At 73.7% G+C, this 22,791-nt stretch carries 22 protein-coding genes and 1 pseudogene; 18 read left to right on the top strand and 5 right to left on the bottom strand.

The features are described 5' to 3' along the window. Positions 1-165 precede the first annotated feature (165 nt). From ACZ5XZ_RS17555 to ACZ5XZ_RS17570, 4 genes and pseudogenes are all read left to right on the top strand, one after another. Positions 166-1,239 (top strand): annotated as a pseudogene (locus ACZ5XZ_RS17555) (NAD-dependent epimerase/dehydratase family protein); the annotation flags it as partial. Between the two features lie 45 nt (positions 1,240-1,284). After that, positions 1,285-1,965, top strand: coding sequence for a glycosyltransferase family 2 protein (locus ACZ5XZ_RS17560; RefSeq protein WP_468979048.1), 681 nt, complete (start codon positions 1,285-1,287; stop codon positions 1,963-1,965). Next, a complete protein-coding gene (locus ACZ5XZ_RS17565; RefSeq protein WP_468978792.1) occupies positions 1,962-2,636 on the top strand; it encodes a TIGR04282 family arsenosugar biosynthesis glycosyltransferase in 675 nt (224 codons plus the stop codon). Before ACZ5XZ_RS17560 ends, ACZ5XZ_RS17565 begins: the two co-directional genes overlap by 4 nt. Positions 2,637-2,644: 8 nt before the next feature. Beyond that, positions 2,645-3,394, top strand: a complete 750-nt coding sequence (locus ACZ5XZ_RS17570; RefSeq protein WP_468978795.1) for a class I SAM-dependent methyltransferase — start codon at positions 2,645-2,647, stop codon at positions 3,392-3,394. Here the strand turns inward: ACZ5XZ_RS17570 and ACZ5XZ_RS17575 are convergent. Beyond that, complete coding sequence (locus tag ACZ5XZ_RS17575; RefSeq protein ID WP_468979050.1) at positions 3,322-3,789, bottom strand: hypothetical protein; 468 nt, start codon at positions 3,787-3,789, stop codon at positions 3,322-3,324. The genes ACZ5XZ_RS17570 and ACZ5XZ_RS17575 overlap by 73 nt on opposite strands. Before the next feature lie 95 nt (positions 3,790-3,884). Continuing rightward, the gene (locus tag ACZ5XZ_RS17580; RefSeq protein WP_468978798.1) at positions 3,885-5,138 is read right to left on the bottom strand and encodes a molybdopterin-dependent oxidoreductase; all 1,254 of its coding nucleotides are present in this window, start codon (positions 5,136-5,138) and stop codon (positions 3,885-3,887) included. A 202-nt stretch (positions 5,139-5,340) separates the two neighbouring features. Here ACZ5XZ_RS17580 and ACZ5XZ_RS17585 point away from each other — a divergent pair, with 202 nt between their 5' ends. Next, positions 5,341-6,771 carry a hypothetical protein gene (locus tag ACZ5XZ_RS17585; protein ID WP_468979051.1) on the top strand — a complete coding sequence of 477 codons (1,431 nt, stop codon included), beginning with the start codon at positions 5,341-5,343 and terminating at the stop codon, positions 6,769-6,771. 108 nt (positions 6,772-6,879) lie between these two features. On the opposite strand, the gene ACZ5XZ_RS17590 is transcribed toward ACZ5XZ_RS17585, so the two are convergent. Then, positions 6,880-7,131 (bottom strand): hypothetical protein, encoded by a 252-nt coding sequence (locus ACZ5XZ_RS17590; protein WP_468979052.1) that lies wholly within the window; start codon positions 7,129-7,131, stop codon positions 6,880-6,882. 173 nt (positions 7,132-7,304) lie between these two features. Here ACZ5XZ_RS17590 and ACZ5XZ_RS17595 point away from each other — a divergent pair, with 173 nt between their 5' ends. Then, entirely contained in the window at positions 7,305-7,856 is a 552-nt protein-coding gene (locus ACZ5XZ_RS17595) for a MarR family winged helix-turn-helix transcriptional regulator (RefSeq protein WP_468978800.1), read from the top strand. Here the strand turns inward: ACZ5XZ_RS17595 and ACZ5XZ_RS17600 are convergent. Then, a complete protein-coding gene (locus ACZ5XZ_RS17600) occupies positions 7,786-9,066 on the bottom strand; it encodes a serine hydrolase domain-containing protein (RefSeq protein ID WP_468978802.1) in 1,281 nt (426 codons plus the stop codon). The genes ACZ5XZ_RS17595 and ACZ5XZ_RS17600 overlap by 71 nt on opposite strands. A 319-nt stretch (positions 9,067-9,385) precedes the next feature. Between ACZ5XZ_RS17600 and ACZ5XZ_RS17605 the strand changes: the two genes are divergently transcribed. Together ACZ5XZ_RS17605 and ACZ5XZ_RS17610 are read left to right on the top strand one after the other, a co-directional pair. Continuing rightward, positions 9,386-10,105: an isochorismatase family protein gene (locus ACZ5XZ_RS17605; RefSeq protein WP_468978803.1), complete on the top strand. Its 720-nt coding sequence runs from the start codon at positions 9,386-9,388 to the stop codon at positions 10,103-10,105. Between the two features lie 99 nt (positions 10,106-10,204). Beyond that, positions 10,205-10,612, top strand: a complete 408-nt coding sequence (locus tag ACZ5XZ_RS17610) for a VOC family protein (protein ID WP_468978805.1) — start codon at positions 10,205-10,207, stop codon at positions 10,610-10,612. Here the strand turns inward: ACZ5XZ_RS17610 and ACZ5XZ_RS17615 are convergent. Further along, entirely contained in the window at positions 10,584-11,402 is an 819-nt protein-coding gene (locus tag ACZ5XZ_RS17615; RefSeq protein WP_468978807.1) for a lipase family protein, read from the bottom strand. The genes ACZ5XZ_RS17610 and ACZ5XZ_RS17615 overlap by 29 nt on opposite strands. Positions 11,403-11,612: 210 nt before the next feature. On the opposite strand from ACZ5XZ_RS17615, the gene ACZ5XZ_RS17620 reads away from it, so the two are divergent. The 10 genes from ACZ5XZ_RS17620 (at position 11,613) to ACZ5XZ_RS17665 (ending at position 22,686) form a co-directional block, all read left to right on the top strand. After that, a complete protein-coding gene (locus ACZ5XZ_RS17620) occupies positions 11,613-11,999 on the top strand; it encodes a hypothetical protein (protein WP_468978808.1) in 387 nt (128 codons plus the stop codon). A 73-nt stretch (positions 12,000-12,072) separates the two neighbouring features. Beyond that, on the top strand, positions 12,073-12,708 hold the full coding sequence (locus ACZ5XZ_RS17625; protein ID WP_468978811.1) for a 2Fe-2S iron-sulfur cluster-binding protein: 636 nt from the start codon (positions 12,073-12,075) through the stop codon (positions 12,706-12,708). Beyond that, positions 12,705-13,718 carry an FAD binding domain-containing protein gene (locus tag ACZ5XZ_RS17630; RefSeq protein WP_468978814.1) on the top strand — a complete coding sequence of 338 codons (1,014 nt, stop codon included), beginning with the start codon at positions 12,705-12,707 and terminating at the stop codon, positions 13,716-13,718. The genes ACZ5XZ_RS17625 and ACZ5XZ_RS17630 overlap by 4 nt, the downstream gene beginning before the upstream one ends. A gap of 40 nt (positions 13,719-13,758) precedes the next feature. Further along, positions 13,759-15,870, top strand: a complete 2,112-nt coding sequence (locus ACZ5XZ_RS17635; protein ID WP_468978816.1) for a xanthine dehydrogenase family protein molybdopterin-binding subunit — start codon at positions 13,759-13,761, stop codon at positions 15,868-15,870. Between the two features lie 193 nt (positions 15,871-16,063). Then, positions 16,064-16,612 (top strand): ATP-binding protein, encoded by a 549-nt coding sequence (locus tag ACZ5XZ_RS17640; RefSeq protein WP_468978818.1) that lies wholly within the window; start codon positions 16,064-16,066, stop codon positions 16,610-16,612. 133 nt (positions 16,613-16,745) lie between these two features. Beyond that, positions 16,746-17,183 (top strand): hypothetical protein, encoded by a 438-nt coding sequence (locus ACZ5XZ_RS17645; protein ID WP_468978821.1) that lies wholly within the window; start codon positions 16,746-16,748, stop codon positions 17,181-17,183. Between the two features lie 250 nt (positions 17,184-17,433). Next, positions 17,434-17,763 carry a hypothetical protein gene (locus ACZ5XZ_RS17650; protein WP_468978823.1) on the top strand — a complete coding sequence of 110 codons (330 nt, stop codon included), beginning with the start codon at positions 17,434-17,436 and terminating at the stop codon, positions 17,761-17,763. 104 nt (positions 17,764-17,867) lie between these two features. After that, positions 17,868-19,076: a PLP-dependent cysteine synthase family protein gene (locus ACZ5XZ_RS17655; RefSeq protein WP_468978825.1), complete on the top strand. Its 1,209-nt coding sequence runs from the start codon at positions 17,868-17,870 to the stop codon at positions 19,074-19,076. 5 nt (positions 19,077-19,081) lie between these two features. Next, entirely contained in the window at positions 19,082-20,371 is a 1,290-nt protein-coding gene (locus ACZ5XZ_RS17660) for an MFS transporter (RefSeq protein WP_468979055.1), read from the top strand. A gap of 257 nt (positions 20,372-20,628) precedes the next feature. Then, entirely contained in the window at positions 20,629-22,686 is a 2,058-nt protein-coding gene (locus ACZ5XZ_RS17665) for a phosphocholine-specific phospholipase C (protein WP_468978828.1), read from the top strand. Positions 22,687-22,791: the final 105 nt, after the last annotated feature.

Here is a 22,791-nt window from a genome sequence, read left to right on the forward strand (position 1 = left end):
AAACGGCCCCCCAGCCCCCGACCTGAGCATATGCAACCCATGCCGTACCGAAATACCTCGAATGCGCCTGTTACCGAATCGCAGTGGGCCGCCGGATCTTACGGACCGGTGACACGGCGGTCGTGGCGCGCGCCGGGCGGCCCGGTCCCGCTTAGCGTGACCGACATGCGAGTACTGGTCACCGGAGGCGCCGGCTTCATCGGATCGCAGGTCGTCACCGCGCTCATCGCGCGCGGCCACGAGCCCGTGGTGTTCGACGCGCTGCTCCCCTCGGCACACCCCGAGCCCCCGCCGCCGCGCCCGCAGGAGCGGCGCATCGTCGCGGACGTCCGCGACCGGGCGGCCGTCGACGCGGCCCTGCGGGGCATCGACGCGGTCTGCCACCAGGCGGCGATGGTGGGCCTGGGCAAGGACTTCGCCGACGCGCCCGACTACGTCGGCTGCAACGACCTGGGGACGGCCGTGCTGCTGGCCGCGATGGCCGCCGCGGGCGTCCGCCAGTTGGTGCTCGCCGGGTCGATGGTGGTCTACGGGGAGGGGCGCTACACCTGCCCTGCGCACGGTGCGGTGCGGCCCGGTCCGCGCGGCGCCGCAGAGCTGGCCGCCGGACGGTTCGAGCCGCGCTGCCCGCGGTGCGGTGCGCAGCTGCGACCGGGGCTGGTCGGCGAGGACGCGCCCACCGATCCGCGCAACGTCTACGCCGCCACCAAGCTCGCCCAGGAGCATCTGGCCGCCTCCTGGGCGCGGTCGACCGGCGGCCGGGCCGTCTCGCTGCGCTATCACAACGTCTACGGGCCCGGAATGCCACGCGACACCCCGTACGCCGGCGTCGCCTCATTCTTCCGCTCGGCGCTGGCCCGCGGCGAGGCACCGACCGTCTACGAGGACGGGGGCCAGCGACGGGACTTCGTCCACGTGCGGGACATCGCGGCGGCCAACGTGGTGGCGCTGGAGGCCCTGCCGGAGCGGGCGCCCGACACCCTGACCGCGTACAACACGGGCAGCTCGCAGCCGCACACCGTAGGCGAGATGGCGCACGCCCTGGCCGAGGCCCACGGCGGGCCGGCGCCGGTGGTGACGGGGGAGTACCGGCTGGGCGACGTACGGCACATCACGGCGTCGTCGCGGCGGATCGCCGAGGACCTCGGCTGGCGGGCGGCGACCGGATTCGCGGAAGGGATGGCGGAGTTCGCCCGGGAGGAGCTGCGCCCGGCGGCCGGCCCGGCGGCCGGCCCGGCGGCCGGGGTGACCGGTGCCGCGGCGGGCGCCGCCCGCCCCGCCCCGGTGGACGTCGTCCTGCCCTGCCTCGACGAGGCCGCCGCGCTGCCCTGGGTACTGGCGCGCATCCCGGCCGGCTGGCGGGCGATCGTCGTGGACAACGGCTCCACCGACGGCTCGGCCGAGATCGCCCGCGACCTGGGCGCCACCGTCGTCCACGAACCGCGCCGCGGCTTCGGCGCCGCCTGCCACGCCGGACTGCTGGCCGCCGAGGCGGACATCGTCTGCTTCTGCGACTGCGACGCCTCCCTCGACCCGGCCCTGCTCGCCCCGTTCGTGGCCGCCGTCCGCGACGGCGACAGCGACCTGGTGCTGGGCCGCCGGCGCCCCCAAGGACGCGGCGCCTGGCCGCCGCACGCCCGGGCCGGCAACCTCGCCCTGGCCCGGATGCTGCGCCGTCGCACCGGGCTGCGGCTGCACGACCTCGGCCCGCTGCGCGCCGCCCGCCGCACCGCGCTGCTCGGCCTCGACCTCACCGACCGCCGCAGCGGCTACCCCCTCCAGATGGTCGTCCGGGCCGCCGACGCCGGCTGGCGCATCGAGGAGCGCGAGGTGCCCTACCGGCCGCGCACCGGCCGCTCGAAGGTCACCGGCACCTGGCGCGGCACCTGGCACGCGGTCCGCGACATGCGCGGCGTCCTCCACCAGCCGCCGCTGACACCCCGTACGAAGGAGGCGGCCCGATGACCGCGCCCGACCGCCCGGAGCCGCTGCCGGGCCCCGGGCCGACCACGGTCCTGGTCATCGCCAAGGAGCCGGTGCCCGGCCGGGTCAAGACCCGGCTCACCCCGCGGTACACCCCCGCCGAGGCCGCCCAGTTGGCCGAGGCCGCGCTGTACGACACCCTGCGGGCCGTACGCGCCATGCCCGCCCGGCGGCGGGTCGTGGTGCTCGACGGCCGGCCGGGAAGCTGGCTGCCGGCCGGCTTCGAGGTACGGCCGCAGGGCACCGGCGGCCTCGACGAGCGGCTCGCCCAGGCCTTCGCCGGCAGCACCGGACCGACCCTGCTGATCGGCATGGACACCCCGCAGATCACCCCGCAACTCCTCGCCCCCGCAACGGACTTCGACGCGTGGGACGACTGCGACGCCTGGTTCGGCGCGGCCGAGGACGGCGGATTTTGGGCACTCGGCCTGGCCGTGCCCGACCCCCGGCTGCTGCGCGGCGTCCCCATGTCCACCGACCGCACCGGCGCCGCCCAGCGGGCCCGGCTGACCGCCGCCGGACTCCGGGTGGCGGAACTGCCGCCGCTGTGCGACGTCGACACCGCGGACGACGCCGAGCGGGTCGCGGCCGCGGCCCCCGGCGGACGGTTCGCCGCCACCCTCGCCCGACTGACCCGGGCCGGCGGGCGATGAGCCCCGCCGTGCCACCGGCCACCGCCCCGCCCGGCACCGCCTCCTGGGGAGCGGACCCCTACGCCGACGCCCTCCGCCGCGGCCGCGGCCCGCTCTTCCTGCGCCGTACCGACGGCTGGCTGCTGCCGCTGGAGGTCGAGCGCTGGTGCGCCGGGGCGGACGCCGCCGACCTGTCGGCGCTCGGCCGCTGCGAGGGCGCCGTCCTCGACATCGGCTGCGGCCCCGGACGGCTGGTCGCCGCGCTCGCCGCACAGGGCCGGCCGGTGCTCGGCATCGACGTCAGCCGGGCCGCGGTCGCCCGCACCGCCGCGACCGGTGGTGCCGCGCTGCACCGCTCCGTCTTCGACCCCCTGCCCGACGAGGGGTGTTGGGGCACCGCACTGCTGCTGGACGGCAACATCGGCATCGGCGGTGACCCGCGCGCCCTGCTCGCCCGGACGGCCGAACTCGTCGGCCCGTCCGGCCTGCTCATAGTGGAGACCGCCCCGGCGGACCTCGACGAACGCGTCGAGGTCCATGTCGCCACCGGGCAGTACGCCGCCGGCGGCCACGGCCACGACGACGGACACCGCGCACCGGGCGCCCCCTTCCCCTGGGCCCGGGTCGGCACCCGCGCGCTGCTGCGGTACGCGGCCGCCACCGGCTGGACGCCCGCCGAGCGGTGGACCGTCGCACCGGAGCCCGCTCAGTCCCCGGTGCCCGGCCGCTGCTTTGTCTCCCTGCGCCGGCGCCGGGCCCTGCCCGCCCGGCGTGGCTGAACCGTACGGCACAGCAGCCACAGGGCAGAGGCCGCGAACAGGCCCGCGGTGATCAGCAGCCAGCGGGTCAGGAACCCCTGGCCGGACAGTCCGGTGGCGGCCTCGAAGTGCGCTGCCGACCCGCTCCCCGCCGAGCCCGCGATCAGCGGGAACCACACCAGCAGCAACAGCCCGGACAGCGCGGCGGGGACCCGGACGTACCCGGTCCAGGCCGCGTGCCGGGCGGTCCCCGCCGTGTACGCCGCCACCCCGCGGTCGGCGCACGCGTACAGCGGCAGCAGCACCAGATCGTGCAGCAGCGCCGCCCCGACGAACCACACGATCACCAGCAGCCAGTCCCCGCCGCCCAGCAGCCGCAGCCCCGCATAGCCGGTGAGCGCGAACGAGGCGAGCATCAGCAGCAGATGCAGCGGCCCTTCGCCGTACCAATGGTGACGCGCCAGTGCCCGCCGCCACCCTCCCGCGCGCTCCCGCCACCTGCGCCGCACCCTCACCACTCCCCGAACGTCAGCCGCGACACCCACTTGGTGTTGAGCACTCCGGGCGCCGCCGGAACGATGATCCGCGCCGGATGGCCGTGGTCCGCGGACAGCTCCGCACCGCCCACCCGCAGCGCGAGCAGCGACCGCGGATCGCGCACCTGGTTACCGCGCAGCGCGGCCCGGCGGAACGCGCCGTGCAACTGCAGCGACTCCACCAGCAGGTCGGGCGGCTGCGCGCCGAGCCCCACCAGCGCGGCGAGGTCACGCAGCCGCACTCCGCTCCACAGCTGGTCGTCCGTCGACCAGCCCTCCACGCAGGCGATCGGCAGCGCCGACTCGTGCTGCGGCAGGGCCAGCAGTGCGGCGCGGTCCAGCCGCACCCGCCGCCCGCCCCCCTCGACCGTCAGCCGCCAGTCGTCGCCGGTGTCCTGCGGCCTGATCCCGACGTACGCGGCCGTCTTGTTGATCTGGAAGGCGTTCGGTCCGCTGCCCGGGTCGCGGCCACCGTGCGGCGCCAGCACGGCCGTCCGCCGCCACCATCCCCCGATGCTCTGACCGGCGGTCGTCGCGAGCAGCAGCAGCGATCCGGCGCCGACCAGCCCCAGCGCACCGCGCCGGGACACCGTCGGCCGGTCCGGTCGGACCGCCACCAGCCCGGTGTCGTCGGCGTCCGCCGCGGGGTCCGTGCGCTCCCGCAGCGCCCGTACGGCCCGCGGCAGACGCAGCACCACATGGGCGAGGAAGGCGCCGATGAACACCCACGCGCCGTAGAAGTGCAGCGGATAGAACGACCCCGGGAAGAGGTACTCCAACTGGATGTTGAGGATGCCGGTCACGAACTCGAACAGCGCGCCGCCGACCAGCAGCAGCAGTGAGATCCGCTCCAGGCCATGCCCGACGGACCGCGCCGGCGGCAGCGTGAACAGCTTGGGGATCACCGACCACAGCTTCGCCAGCAGGACGGGCACCAGCGCGACGCCGAGCGTGACATGCACCCCCTGGGTGAGCCGGTAGATCCAGTGCGGATCGGTCGGCCAGCTGAAGAGGTAGAAGCCCAGCAGCCCCTTGTCCGGCGTCTTGTCGTTGACGCCGCCGGCCAGGTCCGGGTTGTACGCGGCGTAGGAGAGCAGGCCGGTGACGAACAGCAGCGTGATCCCGGCCAGCAGCACCACGCCGAGCACCGCGGTCAGCCGGGGACCGCGCAGCGGGCTGCGCCAGAACGACGGCGAGGTGGGGGGAACGAGACGGTGGTGGGCACCCATGATGAGTCCTCGGCGGTTGATGAGCCCTCGGAGGCCGGCGCGACGACGTTCCGCCGCCCGGACGAGCAGGTCCGCTCCGACGGTATGCCGCCACCCGGGCCCCCAGGGGGCCGCGACGCATGACGAAACTCTGACGTCGGCGGAACGGCGGGCCCCGGTCACCCCGCCGGCGCCCTAGCGTGCCGGTGTGACCCCCCGACCGATGTCCGAAGAACGCGCCGACGCGGCCGCCGCCCGCCGGGCTCCGGAAGAACGCGCCGCGCGCCGGGCCGATCTGCTGGCCGCCGCGGCCGGCGCCCTGCTCGTCGTGCTGGCCGCGGTCGTCGGCATCGTCATCCAGCGCGCCAACGGCAGCCTGCATGTCAACGTGCCGCCGCTGTACGCCTCGTGGTTCGCGCACCTGGGCCCCGGTACCCCCGCCGCCCTCGCGGTCGCCGTCCTGGTGATCGCCTACGGGCCGCCGCTCGCCGACCGGCTGCCCTGGCGTCGGCTGGTCCTCACGGGCTGGGCGGCCTGTCTGGCCTGGACGTGGTCGCTGGCCCTGGTCGACGGCTGGCAGACCGGTGTCGCCCGCCGCCTCACCACCGAGTACGAGTATCTGACCGTCATCCGCCGCTTCGACGCTCTCGGCCCGGCACTGCGCGACTTCACCGCGCACATCCTCAACAACGCGCCCGACCACTGGCCCGCCCATGTCGCCGGGCACCCGCCGGCCGCGGTGCTCACCTTCGTCGGCCTGGACCGCGTCGGCCTGGGCGGCGGAGCCTGGGCCGGCGCCTGGTGCATCACCGTCGGTACCTCCGCCGCGGCCGCGGTCCTCATCGCGCTGCGCGCCCTCACCGACGAGCCGACCGCGCGCCGGGCCGCCCCGTTCCTCGCGCTGGCCCCGGCCGCGGTGTGGGTGGGCACCTCCGCCGACGGCTACTTCACCGCCGTCGCCGCCTGGTCGTCGGCGCTGCTCGCCCTCGCCGCCACCCGCCGCACCCGCCACCCCGCGGCCGCGGCCCTGGCCTCCGGGCTCCTCCTCGGCCTGACCTGCTACCTCTCCTACGGCCTCACCCTCGTCACGCTGATCGCCGCCGCCGTGCTGCTGCTCGCCCGTACCGCGCGGCCGCTGCCCCTGCTGGCCGCCGGGGTCGCCGCCGTGGCGGCGGTCTTCACCCTCGCCGGGTTCGACTGGTGGGAGGGCTACCGCCTGCTGGTGGAGCGCTACTACCAGGGCGCCGCGGCGGTCCGCCCGTACGCGTACTGGGTCTGGGGCAACCTCGCCTGCACCGTCCTGATCACCGGCCTGGCGACGGTCGCCGGTCTGCGCCGGGTCCTCGCGGCCGCCCCCACCGCGGTACGGCGGCTCCGCTCCCGGCTCCCTTCCGCCACCGGACGGGCCGGCACCGGCTCCCTGCACCGACCCGTCGACCGCCTGGCGATCCTCGTCCTGGCCGCGCTGCTCGCCCTGCTGGTCGCCGACCTCTCCGGCATGAGCAAGGCGGAGACCGAGCGCATCTGGCTCCCCTTCGCCGTCTGGCTCCTGCCCGCCTGCGCCCTACTGCCCCCCGCCCGGCACCGCCACTGGCTCACGGCGCAGGCGCTACTGGCACTGGGCGTCAACCATCTGCTGTACACCGGATGGTGACGATGCGTCAGTGAGGGGCGGGGTGAGCTGTCGCGTCGGTCAGGGGCGCTGGGCAGGAGTCATCGGGCCAGGCGCCACACGCCAGGCGCGTACGGACGGGCACCGTCCTCAGGCGAGGTACGTACGGGCCGTGTTCACCCGGCCGGGGCGCAGGATCCGGATCGGGCCGAGGTTGCAGGACGGGCAGTCGTTGCGGGTCAGCGGGGAGGCGACCCGGACGCCGCGGGTGAAGTAGTCGGCGCGCCGATGCCCGGACAGGTCCGTGGTGTGCCGGATCTCGTACTCCTCCTCCCAGCCGTGCCCGCAGTGCAGACAGACGAACGAATACGCCTCGTGAACCGTCTCGGTGTCCCGTTCCATGGTCACCACGCCCTCTCCCCGGGCCCGCCGCGCTCGCGCCGGGCCGGATACTTGCCGCACCTCCCATTATTGCGCCGGGCAACCGCGATCGCCGGGGCAGACCTCCAGGCCGCCGGCAGCGCCCGAAGGGGCCCCTCACCAGGTGTGATGCCGTCAGCGGTATAAAGGCAGCCATGGGGCCAAAGGCAGCCACGGGGCATGACGACGATCCAGGCCGGGACGACGATCTCGATCATGAGGTCGATCTCGATCATGAGGTCGAGGAGGTCATCGCCGCCGTGCTGACCGCCTCCCGGCTGTTGGTCGGGATCTCGGCCCGTGCGCTCGCCCGGACGGATCCCTCGCTCACGCTGCCCCAGCTGCGGGCCCTCGTGGTGCTGGAGGGCCAGGGCCCGGTCAAGCTCGCCACGCTGGCCGCCGCGCTGGGCGTCAATCCGTCGACCGCGATGCGCATGGTCGACCGGCTGGCGGCGGCCGGCGGCGTCACCCGGCAGGCCAATCCCGGTAACCGCCGGGAGGTGGTCCTGAGCCTGACGGCGCAGGGCCGCGAGCTCGTCGAGCGCGTACTGGCCCACCGGCATGCGGAGATCGCCGCGGTCGTGGCCCGGCTGCCGGTCGCCCAGCGCGCCGGGCTCGTGGCGTCCCTGCGCGCGCTCACCGATGCCGCCGGCGAGCGGCCCGTCGCCCCGAGGCCCGCCCCGCCGCCCGAATCGGCCACCCCGTAGAAGCCGGGCCGGGGCATTGGCCCCGCACCCGCTCCAGGGCCGTGTACACCGCCGCGACCAGACCGAGGTTGCGCGGGTCGTCGCCGGTCGTGCCGCCGCCGCACCTGTTCATGACGTAGGCGTACGACAGCCCGTTCTCCGGGTCGGCGAAGGCGTACGAGCCGCCCGCCCCGCCGTGCCCGAAGGCCCGCGGATTGGGGCCCGCCAGGCCGTGGTGGTTGAGGAGGTAGCCAAGGCCCCAGTGGTGCGCGAAGCCCGCCGGGGCGAGCGCGCCGAGGGCCAGGTCGCGCTCGCCGGGCAGGCTCTGCGACCGGCGCATCTCCTCCAGCGTGGCCGGGCCGACGAGCGTGCCGCACGCCAGCGCGCCGTACACCGCCGCCAGCCCGTGCGCGGTGGCGTGCCCGTTGCCCGCCGGGATCTCGGCCGAGCGGTAGGCGGCACTGTTGACGTCACCAGTGGGGATGTAGGTCAGCGCCAGCAGCGCGGCCGTCAGCGGATGATCGGTGATCGACCGGAACGGCGGCTTCGGCGCGCCGGGGAACCGTTCCCCGATCGGTGTCCCGTCCAGTTGCCCGATCATGTCCGCGCAGGAGGCGTGCTCCTCGGCGGGGGTCCCGATGAACATCCGCGCGCCCATGGGCCCGGTGATCTCGCTGCGCAGGAACGCGCCGAGGGACTGCCCGGTGATCCGCCGTACCACCTCACCGACGAGGTAGCCGAAGGTCACCGCGTGGTAGCCCTGAGCGGTGCCCGGCTCCCACCACGGCGCGGTGGCCGCCAGGGCGGCGCACACCCGGTCCCAGTCGTAGGCGCGCCCCGCGGGCAGTGGCTCACCGGGCGCGATCAGTCCGGCGCGATGGCTGAGCAGCCAGCGTACGGGTATGTCCTGCTTGCCGGCCTGCGCGAACTCCGGCCAGTAGCGGGCGACCGGCGCGTCGAGGTCCAACTCGCCTCGGTCCACGAGGAGATGGGCGCACAGTGCGGTCATCCCCTTGGACGTCGAGTAGACGTTCACGAGGGTGTCGCGCTCCCAGGCGCGGGTCCGGTCGGCGTCCGCGTGGCCGCCCCACAGGTCGACCACCGCCGCGCCGTCCACGGTCACCGCGACTGCCGCGCCGACGTCGCCGTGCTCGCCGAAGTTCCGCTCGAACGCCTCCCGTACGCCGGCGAACTCCGGTGCGCAGTGGCCCTTGACGGTGGCTGGTCCCACGGCGGCTCTCCTCGCGTCGTCCTTGTGCGTCATCTCGTGCGTCCGTACGGCGCGTCCATGGGCTGGTACGCAGGGCGCGTACGTGCGGGGGGTGGCTGCGTACGGTGTGCTCGACGGGATGATCCGCCCGGTCGATGCTCATGGCAACGAGGTGAGCCCGGACGGCTCAGCGGCGCGTGTCCGGGCCGGCCGGAGCGCGGCGGGAAGCAGCACCTGACCCTCACCGCCTTCCGCTACGACCGTCCGCCGCGTGAAGTCCCTGGCCGGATCCCGCCGTACTCGGCGATCACCGCCCGTCCGCGCACGCACCATGGTCACCATGACCACGACCAGCACCTCGACCGGTCCGCACGCCGGGCCCGATGCGCAGTCCGCGACCGAGGCCGGGGCGCGGCCCGGGACCGGGGCGCATGCCGTCGCCGCGACCGGCGACCCGATTCACCCCGCCGGCCCCCTCCTCCCCGTCGAGGCCCTCCTCCTCGTCGACCTGCAGTCGGCCTTTGTCGCGGGCGACGAGGCGGTGCCCGACGCGGCGCGGGTGCTCGACCGGAGCCGCGACCTGCTCGCCAGGGCCCGCGCCGCCGGCGCCCTCGTCGTTCATCTGCAGAACGACGGCGCGCCCGGAACCGTCGACGCGCCGCACACGCCCGGCTGGGAACTCCATCTGCCCGTCGAGCCGGGACCCCGTGAGGTCGTGGTCCGCAAGACGGAGGACGACGGCTTCGAGGGCACCGCGCTGGGCGCCCTGCTCGCCGACGCCGACGTCCAGGCGCTGGCCGTCTGCGGGGTCCTGTCCGAGATGTGCGTCGCCGCGACCGCCCGCACGGCCCTGGACCGCGACTTCCGGGTCGTTCTGCCGCACGACGCACACGCCACCTACGACATCCCCGCGGCTCCGGGCATCAGCGAGGTCGTCCCGGCGGCCATGTCCTCCCGCGCCGCAGAATGGGCCCTGGGCGACGAGGTGGAGATCGTCGCCCACGCCGCCGACGTCACCTTCACCCGCGCCACGTCCACCGCGTCCCACCCCGACCGATGAATCTGCGCCCCTGGCGCGGTCCACCTCCCCGGACCCGGCGGTCCGTCTCCTCGGACCCCCGGGCCTGGTAGCCCCTACCCCTCGCAACAGGAGGACACCGTGCCCGACACCACGCCCCCCGCCCCCGCCGCCCTCCAGCCCGTGATCGTCACCCCTGACGTCGAACGGCTGCGGAGCTTCTACCGCGAGCTGCTCGGCGCCGAGGAGTTCACCCGTGTGCCCGAAGAGGGGCCGGTCTTCTTCGTGGGGCTGCGGCTCGGCGGTTCGGAGCTGGGCATCGTGGCGGACAAGGACGTCGAGACCGGCACCCCGACCCGCATCCTGCTCAGCTTCGCGGTCGAGGACGTGGACCACCTCCTGGACCGGGTCGCGCCCCTCGGCGGCACGGTGCGCGGCCCGGCCAACGACATGCCGTGGGGCCAGCGGGTGGCCCACATCCAGGACCCGGACGGCAATGCCGTCAACCTCACCCAGCCGGTCAGTTCTGGTTCTTCTCCAGTGCGTTGATGTACGCGTTCATGAAGTGGTCGCGGACGCCGTCGGAGGCGGGCGCGAACGCATCGGCGGTGAGCCCCTTGGCGCGGTCGAACAGGCCGGTGATCACCGGCATGGAGTGGTGGATGGTGCCCTTGGAATCGATGTAGCGCAGCGCGGAGACGTGGTGGAAGGCGGGCTCCGGGGGGAGCTGCGGCACGATGTCGTTGTTGTTGACGAAGCGGTACATACGGTCCGTGAACGCCGCGCTGAACGCCTGCGACAACAGCTGGTCGCAGGTCCGCGGCTGTCCGAAGGTGTAGACGCCGGTGGCCGTCACATGCGGCTCTTCGAAGTGCAGCCGGGCGCCGGCCAGCATCGCCAGCGCGCCGCCGAGGCTGTGGCCGGTGAACCACACGGTCTGGCCGTTGTCGCGGAACTCGTCGATGGCGGCGCGGACCTGCGGCCAGATGCCCGCCAGCGCCTCGCCGAAGCCGTAGTGGACGTACCCCTTGCCGCCGGGGCCGGGCCGCGGCGGTGTGGTGGCGTCGGAGAGCCAGTCGCGAAGGTTCGCCGGCTCCGTGCCCCGGAACGCGGTAATGATCATGCTCTCGCCGCCGAGGGTGTATGCCTGGGTGTCCTCCAGCGGGAAGGGCTGACGGAACTCGGTGTGATGATGGCGCACCCGGTCGAAGCCCCAACTATGGGCGGTGGCCTCGACGGACTTCTCGTCCTTGTACGCGAGCTCGGCGGCGCGCGCCATGCACAGCGCATGGCGGACGCTGTAGCTGGTGGCCTTCTGATCGATGACGGTGCTGGTCAAAGCGGACTCCTGGTGGGGGCGAGGGTGGGTACTGGCTACTGACGCTCACAGAGAGCTGTCATCGATTACAGAGCGTAACATTCGTGGGTCGCGTCGCAACGTTGCGCCGTTCAAACCACTCGTTCGAGCCTCAGGTCGCACACACCGGGCCGTGGCGCGAGCCTGGAAGCGTTCGGCCCCGGAGGAAGGCCCGCAGAGGAAGGCCCCACAGTGAACAGCGCGGATCAGGCATCACACGCGGAACACGTATCGGCCGAGGTGGTGGTGGAGCTGGAGAGCTGCGCCGCGCAGGACGCGCACGCCGTCTTCAGCGCGCTGCGTACCTCGTTCAGCTCAGACCGGGCCGCCGATGACGTGCCCGAGGAGATGGCGGGGCCAGGCGCGACCGTGTGGACCTCGACTTTCGACGTGAGCGAGCGCAAGGTCGAGGCCGAGCCCCGACGGCTGAGCGCGCCCGTCATCGTCAGCCTCCAGGGGGGCTATTGGGCGGTCGACCAGCTGGTCAAGGGCCTGCAGCCGGCGTTCGCGGTACAGATTCTCGGCATGGCCGCCGGCGACCAGGAAAAGGAAGTCGAACTGCGCCTGGAATCCCGCTGACGGACGACGCGCGCGGAAAGCAAGCGGCGGGGGAGACACGTACGGCACGACCCACACCGGAAGGTATGACCGAGTGGAGCCCACCAACGACCCGCCGGCCGCCGACGGCAACGCCCCGGCCGACTCCGAGACCGCCTGGCCCAAGGCCGGCCAGGCGTCCGAGCTGGTGCTGCATGTCAACAACCGGACGCACCCGCTGACCCTGGATCACCGCACGACGCTCCTGGACGCGCTCCGTGAGCACCTCGGTCTCACCGGCGCCAAGAAGGGGTGCGACCACGGGCAGTGCGGCGCCTGCACGGTGCTCGTCGACGGGCGGCGCGCCAACAGCTGCCTGCTGCTGGCGGTGGCGCAGGACGGACGGCGGATCGTCACCGTCGAGGGCCTGGCCGACGGGGAGCGGCTGCACCCCCTGCAGGAGGCCTTCCTGGAGCGGGACGCCCTGCAGTGCGGCTACTGCACCCCTGGCCAGATCTGTTCGGCCGTCGGGGTGCTGGAGGAGGCGGCCGACGGCTTTCCGTCCCACGTCACCCCGGCCACCGTGGACCCCGGTGCTCCGGTGGAGCTCGGCGCGGACGAGATCCGCGAGCGGATGAGCGGAAACCTGTGCCGCTGCGGCGCGTACCCCCGGATCGTCGAAGCGGTCGGGGACGTCGGTGCCGAGGGCGCGGCGGCCGGTTCGCCGGCAGGTCAGGGGGTGGCCCCGTGAAGCCGTTCGGATACCTCCGCGTGACCAGCGTCGACGAGGCCGTACGGGCAGCCGGCGGCCGGCCCGGCGCACGGTTCCTCGGCGGGGGCACCAACCTCGTCGACCTGATGAAGCTGGGCGTGGAGACGCCGCGGCTGCTCATCGACGTCACCCGGTTGCCGCTCGACCGTATCGAGGAGCTGCCGGACGGCGGACTGCGCATCGGCGCGACGGTCCGCAACAGCGCTCTCGCCGCGGCCGTCCCCGTACGCGAGCGCTACCCGGTCCTGTCGCAGGCGCTGCTGGCCGGCGCCTCCGGGCAACTGCGCAACACCGCGACCACCGGCGGCAATCTGCTGCAGCGCACCCGCTGCCTGTACTTCCAGGACACCTCCAAGCCCTGCAACAAGCGCACCCCGGGAAGCGGCTGCCCGGCCCGTGAGGGCGCGCATCGCGACCTCGCCGTACTGGGCCACTCCGCACACTGCGTCGCCACCCAGCCGTCGGACATGGCGGTCGCGCTGGCCGCCCTCGACGCCACCGTGCACCTGCACGGCCCCGACGGCGAACGCAGTGTGCCGGCGACCGACTTCCACCGGCTGCCGGGCGAGCAGCCGGAGCAGGACACCGTGATCCGGCCCGGCGAGCTGATCACCGCCGTCGAGCTCCCGCCGGCGGGACCCGGCGCGCGCTCGCGCTACCGCAAGGCCCGCGACCGCGCCTCGTTCGCCTTCGCGCTGGTCTCCGTCGGTGCCGTACTGGAGGTGCGGGACGGTGTCGTACGGCGCGCGGCGCTGGCGTTCGGCGGGCTCGCGCACCGGCCGTGGCGCGCCCGCGCGGCCGAGGAGGTGCTGCAGGGCGCGCCGGCCACCGAAGAGACCTTCGCACGCGCCGCCGACGCCGAACTCGCCGCCGCCCGGCCGCTGCGCGACAACGGCTTCAAGGTCCCCCTGGCCCGCAACCTCGCCGTCGGAGTGCTGTCGGACCTGGCGGATCTGTCGGATCGGCCGGACCCGGCAGCGCGCGGTTGACCGTTGACGGTACCGACCCCCACCCCCCAAGGACCCCGCCATGACCCCCCAGTTCCCGTCAGGTCCACCGCCCTATCCCCTGGGCGCGCCCCTCGTCCGCCGGGAGGGCCGGCTGAAGGTCACCGGCGCCGCCCGTTACGCGGCCGAACACACCCCGCCGGACTGCGCCTACGCCTGGCCGGTCCCGGCGACCGTCGCCCGCGGCCGGGTGACCGCGGTGGACACCGCGCAGGCGCTCGCGCTGCCGGGGGTGTGCGCGGTGCTGACGCATGAGAACGCGCCCCGTCTCGCGGCCGCCGACGATCCGACGCTGTCGGTGCTCCAGGAGGACCGGGTGCCGCACCGCGGCTGGTATGTCGCGCTGGCCGTCGCGGACAGCCTCGAAGCCGCCCGCGCCGCCGCCGAGGCGGTACGCGTCACCTACGAGTCCGACGCGCACGACGTGCGGCTGAGCGCCGGGCATCCGCGCCTGTACGCACCGGAGACGGCCAACGGCGGCTATCCGGGGACCCGGGAGCGCGGCGACTTCGACGCGGCGTTCGCGGCCGCTCCGGCCACCGTCGACGCCACCTACACCGTGCCCCCGCTGCACAACCACCCCATGGAACCGCACGCCTCCACCGCCCACTGGAGCGACGGCCATCTGACGGTCCATGACTCCAGCCAGGGCTCCACCAAGGTGTGCGAGGACCTCGCCGCGCTGTTCAAACTGGACAAGAGCGAGGTCACCGTCGTCTCCGAGCACGTCGGCGGCGGCTTCGGCTCCAAGGGCACGCCGCGCCCGCAGGTCGTACTGGCCGCGATGGCCGCCCGGCACACCGGCCGACCGGTCAAGCTGTCCCTGCCGCGCCGCCAGATGCCGGCCGTCGTCGGGCATCGGGCACCCACCGTCCAGCGGGTGCGCATCGGTGCGGGCGAGGACGGTGTCATCACCGCCCTCGCGCACGAGGTCGTCACCCACACCTCCACCGTCAAGGAGTTCGTGGAACAGGCCGCGGTCCCGGCGCGCGTCATGTACACCTCGCCCCACAGCCGCACCGTGCACCGCGTCGTCCCGCTCGACGTGCCGAGCCCCTCGTGGATGCGCGCGCCGGGCGAGGCACCCGGGATGTTCGCCCTGGAGTCGGCCGTCGACGAACTCGCCGTCCTCCTGGACATCGACCCCGTCGAACTGCGGATGCGCAACGAACCGGACACCGAGCCGGACAGCGACCGCGCCTTCAGCAGCCGGCACCTCGTGGGCTGCCTTCGGGAGGGCGCCCAGCGCTTCGGCTGGCAGCCGCGCGATCCACGGCCGGCCGTCCGGCGGGAAGGCCGTCTGCTGCTGGGCACCGGCGTCGCCTCGGCTACCTACCCCGTCTTCCAGGCCGCCTCCGAGGCCGAGGCGCACGCGGACGCCGACGGCGGGTTCCGCATCCGCCTGAACGCCACCGACATCGGCACCGGCGCCCGTACCGTCCTCGCGCAGGTCGCCGCCGCCGCGCTGGGCGTGCCGGAGGACCGGGTCGGTATCGAGATCGGCAGCAGCGATCTGCCGCCCGCGCTGCTGGCCGGCGGCTCGGCGGGCACCGGGTCCTGGGGCTGGGCCGTGCACAAGGCGTGCACGGCGCTGCGGGCGCGGCTGCGCGACCATGTCGGGCCGCTCCCGTCCGACGGGTTCACGGTCACCGCGGACACCCGCCAGGAGGCGGCCGAGCGGTCCCCGTATGCCCGGCACTCCTTCGGTGCCACCTTCGCGGAGGTCCAGGTCGACACCGTCACCGGGGAGGTCCGGGTGCGCCGACTGCTGGGCGTGTTCGCGGCCGGGCGGATCCTCAACTCCCGTACGGCGCGCTCGCAGTTCATCGGCGGCATGACCATGGGGCTCGGGATGGCCCTCATGGAGGGCAGCGGTCTGGACCCCGCCTTCGGCGACTTCGCGGAGTGCGATCTGGCCTCGTACCACGTGCCGGCCTGCGCCGACGTCCCGTGGATCGAGGCGTACTGGCTCGACGAGGAGGATCCGCATCTCAACCCCATGGGCAGCAAGGGCATCGGGGAGATCGGCATCGTCGGCACCGCCGCGGCCGTCGCCAACGCCGTGCGGCACGCCACCGGCGTCCGGTTGCGGGATCTGCCGCTCACGCCCGACAGGCTCCTGCCGCATCTGTGAGCCGGTCGGGGCGGTCGGAGCGGCCGGAGCGGACGAGGGCGGGGGACTCCGGTGGCCCAAGATCTGTTGCGGAAGTCTCGCCGTCGGGACACCATGACAAATGACCCATACGTGATTAATGCTCACTCTTCGTGTTCGGGGTTCGTTGGTCCAACGAGGTGAGGGCGTGAGCCTCGCGGTGAGGAGCCACGACATGACACTTCCCAGCGACCGGCACTACACGGTCGAACTGCATGCCTCGGCGGAACGTGTGCCGCAGATCCGGCGGATCCTGGCCGCACACCTGCGGTACTGGAGTCTTGAGCTGCATATTCCGCCCGTATGCCGGGGAGTGGCGGAACTCCTGACCAACGTCCATCGCCATATCGGCCCGGACGCCCGCTGCGTCGTCGAACTCCGCTGGTCCGGACGCCATCTGACGGCCTCCGTCGCGGACGAGGGCCCACGGCTGCCGAAGCTGCGCAGTGCCGGTGGCGGCGGACTGTCCACGGTCGCGGCGCTGAGCGACAGTTGGGGCACCTGCGGGACCCCGGACGGCAAGGTCATCTGGTTCACCCGACGGGTCGAGGAGACCCGCAAGGCCCCGCTGACGAGCCAGGCCCCGCTGCGCAGCGTGCCCGACGCGAAGGGGCAGCCGGCCATGCCGCCGGTCCTCCCGGTCGAGCCGCCGGCCGAGCCGGGGCCCAAGGCCACGGCCGACGGGGCGGCCCCGGCGGCCTCGCCCGCGGTGTCGTTCGCCTGATGCGCCCTCATCAGTGAGATGAGGAGGCGAGGCGTGGGCGGTCACCGCCGGCACGCCTCGCCGGCAGGCCGATAACCGTCTGGCGGGCACCGGCTTACCGGCGACGGCCGCCCGCCCCGGTTACGATCGGGGCATGGCAACGGCCCGTTCGAACAACGGCAGGGTGCGGAACCGCGGTTCAGCGGTTCCGTTTCGTCTGCTGTGGCTGGCCGCGTTGCTGATCAGCGTGCTGGTCGCGCACGGTGCGCGGGCGGAGAGCGCCGAGGGGCACCTGGTGAGCGCGATGCCGATCGCGGCCGCCGCCGCGGAGTCCGGCGCCTGGCTCGCCCCCGAGGACGGGGGCCGCTCCGAGCACCCGGGCCACCCCGGAGACCCGGGCCAGCACTCCCACGAACTGTGTGTGTCGCAGCCGCCGCAGCAGGGCACTTCGGTGGCGCATCCCTGTGCCAAGCCCCTGACGGGCTCCGCCTGGCACGCGCCGACGCAGGCCCGATCCGGTCCGGCGCCGCGCGCCGCCGCCGCGCCTCCGCCCTTGAACGGTGCTACGGGCTCCGTCGTTCAGCAGGTCTAGAGCAGCAGGTCCGGTTTCCGGCCAACTCCGGTTCACGCCCTGCTGACTTCGCCTGCCCGCGTGCGCGTTCGCCTGCTCCGCTGCGACGCGACGGCGGCAGCCCCTCGGAGGACCCGTGCCCGCCCCCACGCCATATCGCGTTCCACTTGCCGCAACGCCCCGTCCCGCGCCCCGGCCACCGCTTCGGTCAGCGCTCCGCCGGACCGTCCGGCCGACGATCCTTCTCCTCCTGGCCGTCGGGCTGCTGTCCGTGCTCCTGCCGTGCTCCGACGGTACGGACGGGCACCACCATGTGGCCCTGCCGGTGTCCGTGGCCACGGCGCAGTCCGAGCCCGCGGCCGCAGCGCCCGCCGCGACGGACGACGGCCACTCCGCCTCCGAGTGCGGGCCCGACGCGCAGGGGCACAACCCGCAGGGACGGACGGCCCCGGAGGCGCAGGGCGCCGCACCCGCGGTCCTCGGGGCGGCCGCCTGTGCCACCACCGTGCGGCGGCCGGCGTCCCGGAGCGCGGGCAGGCCCCGCAGACCGGTGTGCGACGGCCGGTCCACCCTCGCCGCCCTCTGCCGGTGCCGGATATAGGAGCCGCGGCCGCGCCCCGCCGCGCGGTGGTGCCAGCGAGCGCCACCGCGGGCGAGGCCGGACGAGCGTCCCTGTCACTCCCCACACCGTAGCGAGAGCGAATCATGCACTCTGTTTCCACGGCCACCGGCTCCGGCCCCTTCGGGATCCCGGACCACCCGGCCCCCGGCGTCTTCCACGACCCGGGCACCCCCGGCCCCGCCGCAGGCATCCCCGGCCTGGTCGGCAACACCCCCGTACTGCACATCTCCGAGCCGCTCACCCCGCCCGGCCGCGGCTTCTGGGCGAAGCTGGAGGGCCGCAACCCGGGCGGCATCAAGGACCGGCCGGGCCTCCACATGGTCGAACGCGCCCGCGCCCGCGGCGAGCTGCGGCCCGGCGCCCGGATCATCGAATCCACCAGCGGCACTCTCGGGCTCGGCCTGGCGCTGGCCGGGATGGTCCACGGCCATCCGGTCAGCCTGGTCACCGATCCCGGCCTGGAGCCCTCGATGACCCGGCTGCTGACCGCCTACGGCGCACAGGTCGAGCTGGTCGGCGCACCCCATCCGGCCGGCGGCTGGCAGCAGGCCCGCCGCGACCGGGTGACCGAGCTGCTCGCCGCGCACCCCGGAGCGTGGTGCCCGGACCAGTACAACAACCCCGACAACACCACCGCCTATCTGCCGCTGGCCCTCGAACTCGCCTCCCAGCTGGGCCATATCGACGTCCTGGTGTGCAGTGTGGGCACCGGCGGGCACTCCGCCGGGGTGTCGCGGGTGCTGCGCCAGCTCTACCCCGAGCTGCGGCTCGTCGGGGTCGACACCATCGGCTCGACGATCTTCGGCCAGCCCGCCCGTCCCCGGCTCATGCGCGGGCTGGGGTCGAGCATCTATCCGCGCAATGTCGCCTACGACCAGTTCGGCGAGGTGCACTGGGTCGCACCGGGTGAAGCGGTGTGGACCTGCCGCCGGTTGGCCTCCTCGCACTACGCCACCGGCGGCTGGAGCGTCGGCGCGGTCGCGCTGGTCGCCGCCTGGCAAAGCCGCGTCCAGCCGGCCGGAACCCGTATCGCTGCGGTCTTCCCGGACGGACCGCAGCGGTATCTGAGCACCGTGTACGACGACGAGTACTGCGCCGCCCACGGCCTGCTCGACACCCCGCCGGCGGATGCGCCGCAGACGCTGAGCCACCCGGACGAGCGGGAGGTCACCGCCTGGAGCCGGTGCGCGAACGTGGTGGATCCGCTGGCCGCGCCCGGACCGTCGGCGGCAGGGCGCCCCGACGGTGCCGGCCCGGTGCCCGCCGACGCGCCGCGGGAGGTGGTCCGGTGACCGGCATGCTCGCGCAGGTGCGTTCCTACGAGCGCAGCGTCCAGTTGCTGATGGCCAATCAGTTCACCATCAACCTCGGCTTCTACATGCTGATGCCGTATCTGGCCGGGCATCTGTCCGGCACCCTCGGCCTGGCCGGCTGGCTGGTCGGCCTGGTCCTGGGTGTGCGCAACTTCAGCCAGCAGGGCATGTTCCTGGTCGGCGGCACACTGGCCGACCGGTTCGGGTACAAGCCGCTGATCGTGGCCGGCTGTGTGCTGCGAACGGTCGGCTTCGCGACGCTCGGGCTGGTGGACTCGCTGACCGCGCTGCTGGCGGCGTCCGCGGCCACCGGCCTGGCCGGGGCGCTGTTCAACCCGGCGGTCCGGGCGTATCTGGCCGCCGCGGCGGGGGAGCGCAGGCTGGAGGCGTTCGCGCTGTTCAACGTCTTCTACCAGGCGGGAATCCTGCTCGGCCCGCTGGTGGGCATGGTGCTGACCGGCGTCGACTTCCGGGTCACCTGCCTGGTGTCGGCGGGCATCTTCGCGGTGCTGAGCGTGGTGCAGATCCGCGCGCTGCCGGCCTGGGACGACGAGTCCGCGCGGGCGGAGCGTGCCGGCCGGGGAGCGGGAGTGCTGTCCCAGTGGCGGGAGGTGCTGGCCAACCGGCCGTTCCTGCTGTTCTCGGCAGCCATGATCGGCTCGTATGTGCTGTCGTTCCAGGTCTATCTGGCGCTGCCGCTGGAGGTGCGGCGGCTGGCCGGCGAGGGGGAGTCGGGTACGGCGGCGGTGGCCGTGCTGTTCGCGGTGTCGGGGCTGAGCACGATCCTGGGCCAGACCCGGGTGACCCGCTGGTGCAAGGCCCGGATGCCGGCCGGACGCGCCCTCGCCTGGGGGCTGCTGACCATGGGTCTGGCCTTCCTGCCGCTGCTGGCGGCCACCGCACTGCCGGTGCCGGCCCAGGGCCCGGGCCGCTGGGCGCTGGCGGCCGTTCCGCCGGCGCTGTGCGCGCTGCTGCTCGCCCTCGGCACGATGATCACCTACCCGTTCGAGATGGACACCATCGTCCGGCTCTCCGGTGACCGCCTGGTCGCCACCCACTACGGGCTCTACAACACCGTCTGCGGGATCGGCATCACCCTCGGCAATCTGCTCACCGGTGCCGCGCTGGACGCCTCCCGGGCGGCCGGGCTGCCCGCCCTGCCCTGGCTCGCCCTGCCCGCACTCGGGGCGGCCTGCGGCGCCGCCCTGTACGGACTGCACCGCACGGGCCGGCTGACCCGGGCCGCCGGGCTGGAGGTGGCGCTGGGCCGATGAGTGCGGGCGGTGGTGGTCCCGGTGCGCGAAGACACGGGGGCCACCACCGCCGCACGGCCCGTCGCGTCGCGCTCACGAGCGGGGAGTTCGGCGCGCGTACCGCGATGTGTCACATGTGAGACACCCCCCCTTCCCTGACACTCGGTCCTCTTGGAACACTCTGCTGACCGTGGTTTGTCCACAGCCCCTCACAAGACGGCACAGCAGCTTCCCCCCATATCGCGAGCTTCCCCACACCCGAAGAGGTCCTCAGCCCCATGCCTGAACTCAATCGGCGGCGTTTCCTCCAGATCGCCGGCGCCACCGCGGGTGCCTCCGCACTGTCGAGCAGCATCGCCCGCGCCGCCGCCATCCCCGCCACGCGCCGCTCCGGCTCCATCAACGACATCGAGCATGTCGTGGTGCTGATGCAGGAGAACCGTTCCTTTGACCACTACTTCGGCACGATGAAGGGCGTACGCGGCTTCGGCGACCCGCGCCCGGTGACGCTGCCCAGCGGCAAGCCGGTGTGGAACCAGCCGGACGGCGGCAAGGAGGTGCTGCCCTTCCACCCGGATGCCGAGGACCTCGGCATGCAGTTCATCGCCGGCCTCGACCACGATTGGGCGGGCGGCCACAAGGCGTTCCACAACGGCGCCTACGACCAGTGGGTGCCGGCCAAGAGCGAGCGCACCATGGCGTACCTCAAGCGGCAGGACATCCCGTTCCACTACGCGCTCGCCGACGCCTTCACGATCTGCGACGCCTACCACTGCTCGTTCATGGGCGCCACCGACCCCAACCGCTACTACATGCTGTCGGGGCACGTGGGCAACGACGGCAAGGGCGGCGGTCCGGTCCTGGGCAACCAGGAGCTCGGATACGACTGGACGACCTACGCCGAGCGCCTGGAAGCGGCCGGGATCTCCTGGCGGGTCTACCAGGACATCGGTGACGGCCTGGACGCGGCCGGCAAGTGGGGCTGGATCGAGGACGCCTATCGCGGCAACTACGGCGACAACTCGCTGCTCTTCTTCAACAAGTACCGCAACGCCAAGCCCGGCGAGCCGCTCTACGACAAGGCGCGCACCGGCACCAACGCCAAGGCCGGCGACGGCTACTTCGACCTCCTCAAGGCCGATGTGAAGGCCGGCAAGCTGCCGCAGGTCTCCTGGATAGCCGCCCCCGAGGCCTTCTCGGAGCACCCCAACTGGCCGGTGAACTACGGCGCCTGGTACATCTCGCAGGTCCTGGACGCGCTGACGTCCAACCCCGAGGTATGGAGCAAGACCGCCCTGTTCATCACCTACGACGAGAACGACGGCTACTTCGACCACATCGTTCCGCCGTATGTGCCGTCCTCCGCGGCGCAGGGCCTGTCCACCGTGGACACCGCCCTGGACTACTTCCCGGGCAACGCCTCGTACTCCGCCGGGCACTACGGCCTGGGCCAGCGGGTGCCGATGATCGTCGTCTCGCCGTGGAGCACTGGCGGCTTCGTGAACTCCGAGGTCTTCGACCACACGTCGATCATCCGGTTCATGGAGCGGCGGTTCGGCGTGCGGGAGCCGAACATCTCGCCGTGGCGGCGCGCGATCTGCGGCGACCTCACCTCCGCCTTCGACTTCGGCGGCAAGGACACCGACCCCGCCCGGCTGCCGGAGACCGACGGCTACCAGCCGCCGGACCACGAGCGGCACCCCGACTACCTCCCCAAGCCGCCCGCCAACCCCGCCCTGCCCAAGCAGGAGGCCGGGTCGCGCCCCGCGCGGCCGCTGCCGTACGCCCCGCTGGTCGACGGCTCCGCGGACCCGGCGGCCGGGAAGTTCACCCTCACCTTCAGCGCGGGTGACGCGGCCGGCGCGTGCTTCCACGTCCGGTCGGGCAACCGCACCGACGGGCCCTGGACGTACACCACGGAGAAGGGCAAGCAGCTCTCCGACACCTGGAACACCAAGTACTCCAAGGGCGCCTACGACCTGTCGGTGTTCGGCCCGAACGGCTTCCTGCGGACCTTCCAGGGCCCCGGCAAGACCGCCGGCCCCGAGGTGACGGCGCGCCATGACAAGGCGAGCGGCAACCTCAAGCTGACCCTGAAGAACGCCGGCGGCGCCGACTGCAACCTCACCGTCACCCACGCGTACGGCGGCGCCAAGGAGACGTTCAAGGTGCGCGCCGGCGCCACCGTCGAGCACACCGTCGACCTGCGGGCGAGCAAGCGCTGGTACGACCTGACCGTGGTGTCCGACACCGACCGCACGTTCCTGCGGCGCCTTGCGGGGCACGTGGAGAACGGCGCGGTCGGCGTGAGCGACCCGGCGATCATCACCGGCTGACCACCGGCCGCCCCGGGCCCCGGGCCCGCTCCCTGAACGGACGCCGCTCGACGGCGTTCCCACGGGCGCGGGGCCGGGGCCTTCCTGTTGGCCCGGCTCGCCCGC

This window comes from Streptomyces sp. NPDC033270 (genome assembly GCF_055576575.1).